5 protein-coding genes and 1 pseudogene are annotated in these 3,759 nt (G+C 30.4%); 2 read left to right on the forward strand and 4 right to left on the reverse strand.

The window, feature by feature from the left end; translation table 11 throughout:
* The 4 genes and pseudogenes from AC1DJR_RS21070 to AC1DJR_RS21085 form a co-directional block, all read right to left on the reverse strand.
* Nucleotides 1-145, reverse strand: a pseudogene (locus AC1DJR_RS21070) (two-component sensor histidine kinase); the annotation flags it as partial.
* Nucleotides 142-816, reverse strand: coding sequence for a response regulator transcription factor (locus tag AC1DJR_RS21075; protein ID WP_477003428.1), 675 nt, complete (start codon nucleotides 814-816; stop codon nucleotides 142-144). The gene AC1DJR_RS21075 and the pseudogene AC1DJR_RS21070, both read right to left, overlap by 4 nt.
* A 12-nt stretch (nucleotides 817-828) precedes the next feature.
* The gene (locus tag AC1DJR_RS21080) at nucleotides 829-1,359 is read right to left on the reverse strand and encodes a hypothetical protein (RefSeq protein WP_477003429.1); all 531 of its coding nucleotides are present in this window, start codon (nucleotides 1,357-1,359) and stop codon (nucleotides 829-831) included.
* Between the two features lie 109 nt (nucleotides 1,360-1,468).
* A complete protein-coding gene (locus AC1DJR_RS21085; RefSeq protein ID WP_429687190.1) occupies nucleotides 1,469-1,987 on the reverse strand; it encodes a GrpB family protein in 519 nt (172 codons plus the stop codon).
* Nucleotides 1,988-2,113: 126 nt separating this feature from the next.
* Here AC1DJR_RS21085 and AC1DJR_RS21090 point away from each other — a divergent pair, with 126 nt between their 5' ends.
* Both AC1DJR_RS21090 and AC1DJR_RS21095 read left to right on the forward strand, forming a co-directional pair.
* The gene (locus AC1DJR_RS21090) at nucleotides 2,114-2,995 is read left to right on the forward strand and encodes a protein kinase family protein (protein WP_477003430.1); all 882 of its coding nucleotides are present in this window, start codon (nucleotides 2,114-2,116) and stop codon (nucleotides 2,993-2,995) included.
* Between the two features lie 46 nt (nucleotides 2,996-3,041).
* Nucleotides 3,042-3,759, forward strand: a 718-nt coding sequence (locus AC1DJR_RS21095) for a LytS/YhcK type 5TM receptor domain-containing protein (protein ID WP_477003431.1), incomplete at its 3' end; no start/stop codon positions are given.

A 3,759-nucleotide genomic window follows, 5' to 3' on the forward strand; every position in this document is an offset into this window, starting at 1 on the left:
CATAATCTATAGTCCACTTATTAATTACAACAAATTGTAACGCGCTATATAAAATAAACAAAATGAATACTAGTGTAGTGGACCAAAGTGTTAATTTCCACTTTATAGGTAGATTTCTAATTCGGTACATAATGTTTTTTATCATTTCATTATATATCCAGCACCGCGGACCGTTTGGATATACTCCTCTTTATCTAAACTATGTAACTTATTACGTARATAACGAACATATACATCGACTATATTYGTCTCAACCATTGCATCATATCCCCATACTTGGTCCAGTAAAATATCACGGGTAAGAACTCGATTAATATTTTTCATAAACATAAGCAGTAGCTCGAATTCTTTATTTGTAAGTTCAATTTCTTCATTTCTTTTAGTTATAGTTCGAGATTCAATCTGAAGCTGTAGATCTTTAAACGAAAGAAATGATGCGTGCTTTTGCTCTGTATTTTCTTCTCTCCTAAAAATCACTCTCATACGTGCTAACAGTTCTTCAATCGCAAACGGTTTTGGAAGATAATCATCAGCTCCACTATCTAACCCTGTCACACGGTCCATAATACTATCACGAGCAGTCAACATTATAATAGGTGTATTTTTAGTTGCTCTTAGTCGACGACATACTTCCAGTCCATTTAATCCTGGTAACATTAAATCAAGTAAWATGAGRTCRTAAYTMTTTTCAAGTGCTGCTTCTAATCCCTTTCTTCCATCAAGTTGTATATCTACTTTATATCCTTCATACTTTAATTCTAATTCTAAAAAATCTGCTAAGCTTTCCTCATCTTCAATAATTAGTATATGTTGCAACGATACTTCCTCCTATACGATTAAATGAATAAGTAATCCTATTCCGAATATGACTGCAATGATTTGATGTGCTTTTCGATACATCTTCAATTTTTTTTTCTGATTAGATTTCTGTAAAACAAATCCCGCAACCCCTAATGTTATTAAGGTTAAAAGAGAAAATATACCACTGTATATTAGTATTATATGACGACTTCCTTTTATTAAAAAGTAAACACCGTGAGTAGTCGCAACAGCTATTACAGCGTAGCCAATTAATACGTGAAAATGTTTGATAAAAAGATATAGCTCTTTAATTATTTTAAATCCGTGTATATTTTTCTTCTTTAAAAATAACCATATATGACGTAAGAACCATAATGATGCAGCTATAATTRCCCCATATTCACCKAAAGAACCTAATTTCTTATTTARCCATTGTACATTTAATACRTTCCCGTACAWAACATTAATAAATAGCAATTCTACACTGCAAACAATAATAGTAATACCAATTATTTTAACATATATATGGAAATATTTATTTCTAAGTATTTTCTCCATTTTATATAATCTCCTTTTGACTCAAAAGCTCTATAATCAGCAGTGTATCAAGTAAAAGAGAGAATAACATGAGAGAAAGATTAAAATAAAATGAGAATCTGCAAACTACTTATATTTTATTTATCTCCTTTTTGGCCAATTCTAATATGTTGCAAATAAACGGTGCTTTTGCATTTGTATATGAAACACGATCAAAAGGATATGCAGCAGCAAGCATCTCTTTTAATTTTCTATATTCTTCACGTGCCCACTCATGATTTATTAGAAAGTCTCGAAATAAAAGGTTGTTCCTCCATTCCTCGCTATTATAAATATAAACATGTAAATGGTGGGTACCAGCTCTCCATTTACCTTTTCTAAAAAAACGCCAATTAGGTGTTTTTTTAGGAACATACTCATAGTCAATTTCTTCTAGGGCTTCCCTCCAATTTTCGGTAATTTGTAAATTTGTTACGCCGATCATCATATCAATAAGAGGTTTAGCCCCTAACCCTTCTACGGCTGTGCTTCCTATATGTTCAATAGCAATAATTTCTTCATGGAGTAACGGCACAAGTTTATTTTTTTCATTTAAAAACTCTGTATGCCAATATTGTTGGTACGGTTTAATTATGATTTTTCCATCCATTTGCTTTCCTCCTTATAACTATATATTATTATATTTATAAAATTTAAATTTATAAATATAGGGATTTCACAAAATATGTCGAATACTGTAATGGACAACTTAATTATATTAAATTTGAGGTGAATTATGAAAGATATTCCAGTTAAAATTCAGTTAGATACTATAACATTCCAACTAAAAAAACATCATAATTTTGATTGGCTTACAAAACTAGGTACAGTATTTGCGGTTTTTGACCAACAAGATTCCGGTAATATAAGTTTTGGTGTTGAAAAGAATGGGAAAAAGAACTTTATAAAATATGCAGGGGCACAAACACTCGCATATAATGCTTCTACAAATGAAGCTATACAAAGATTAAAAAGCTCAGTTACTATATACAATGAATTAAAACACGTTTCTCTTATAAATTTAATTGATCACTACCCTGTACAGCATGGATATGTTTTAATTTTCGATTGGTTTGACGGTGAATGTCTTCACTCGCACTGGAGTTTCCCACCCCCAGCAAAATACAATGATCCTAACTCACCATTTTATAAATATAAGAAATTATCCGTTAAAGACAGACTGATTTCATTAAATTCTATTTTTAATTTCCATACTTACGTTGAACACAAACGCTATGTAGCTATTGATTTTTATGACGGTAGTATTTTGTACAATTTTAAAACTAATGAAACAAAAATTTGTGATATTGATTTATACAGTAAAAAGCCGTATGTAAATAAGATGGGACGAATGTGGGGGTCATCTCGTTTTATGTCACCTGAAGAGTTTCAACTTAACTCTATAATAGACGGACAAACAAACGTATTTAATATGGGGGCTATAGCTTTTGCACTACTAGGTGGCGGGCAAGATCKTTCCTTTATGAAATGGGAAGCTAGTGAAGGCTTATATGAAGTAGCATACCGTGCTGTAAATGAAAATCGTAGTGGGCGCTATGCGTCAATGGAAGAGTTTAATAATGCATGGTTAAAAGCCTATAACACTGAAAATCTATAAAAACTACATACATTGTAAAAGTACATGTAAAACTTGTACTTTTATAATGTATAATACATATGGGATTGAAATTCAGGATAACGGGGCATGTATTATGAACTTTGTTTACATTAATCAAAATGTTTTAAATAATCTTCTTTATATTTTAAGCAGTATATTTGTTTTTTATTTTATTTATGATAGTGGGTACTTCGGGAAGAAATATAAGAAACTACTTATCATTCTTTGTACGAGTATCCCACTAATTTTATGTATGCGGTATCCCATCTATATGGATGAAAATTATATTCACGATTTAAGACAAATCCCCTTTTTAATTGGTACACTTTATGGTGGATTTCCAGTCGGTATTGCATTACTCATGATTTTATTAATAATACGTTTTATGTTTTATGGTTTTAGCCTGTTAACAATCATTGTTTATGGAACGATGTTAATAATTACAGCATTCGCATCATCAAAATTCAATACATACAATAGGAAAATAAAAGTAACTTCATCTRTGTTTTTAACTTTTTTCCTTGCAATATTTACAACAGTAATTGTTTTAACTCTATCAGATTTTGAAGTGAATAATTTGTACATTATTTATTTCATTCTATTACCAACTATTTTAATATTATTTATGGTCTATTTTAATGAGGTTTTAAAAGATGCAATATTTATGCGATCAAAATTAATAAAAGTTGAAAAAATGGAGATTGTCAGTCAACTCGCTGCAAGTATTTCACATGAAGTACGGAACCCCTTGACGGTTGTAAAAG

The organism is Bacillus sp. 05T31, from assembly GCF_056396725.1.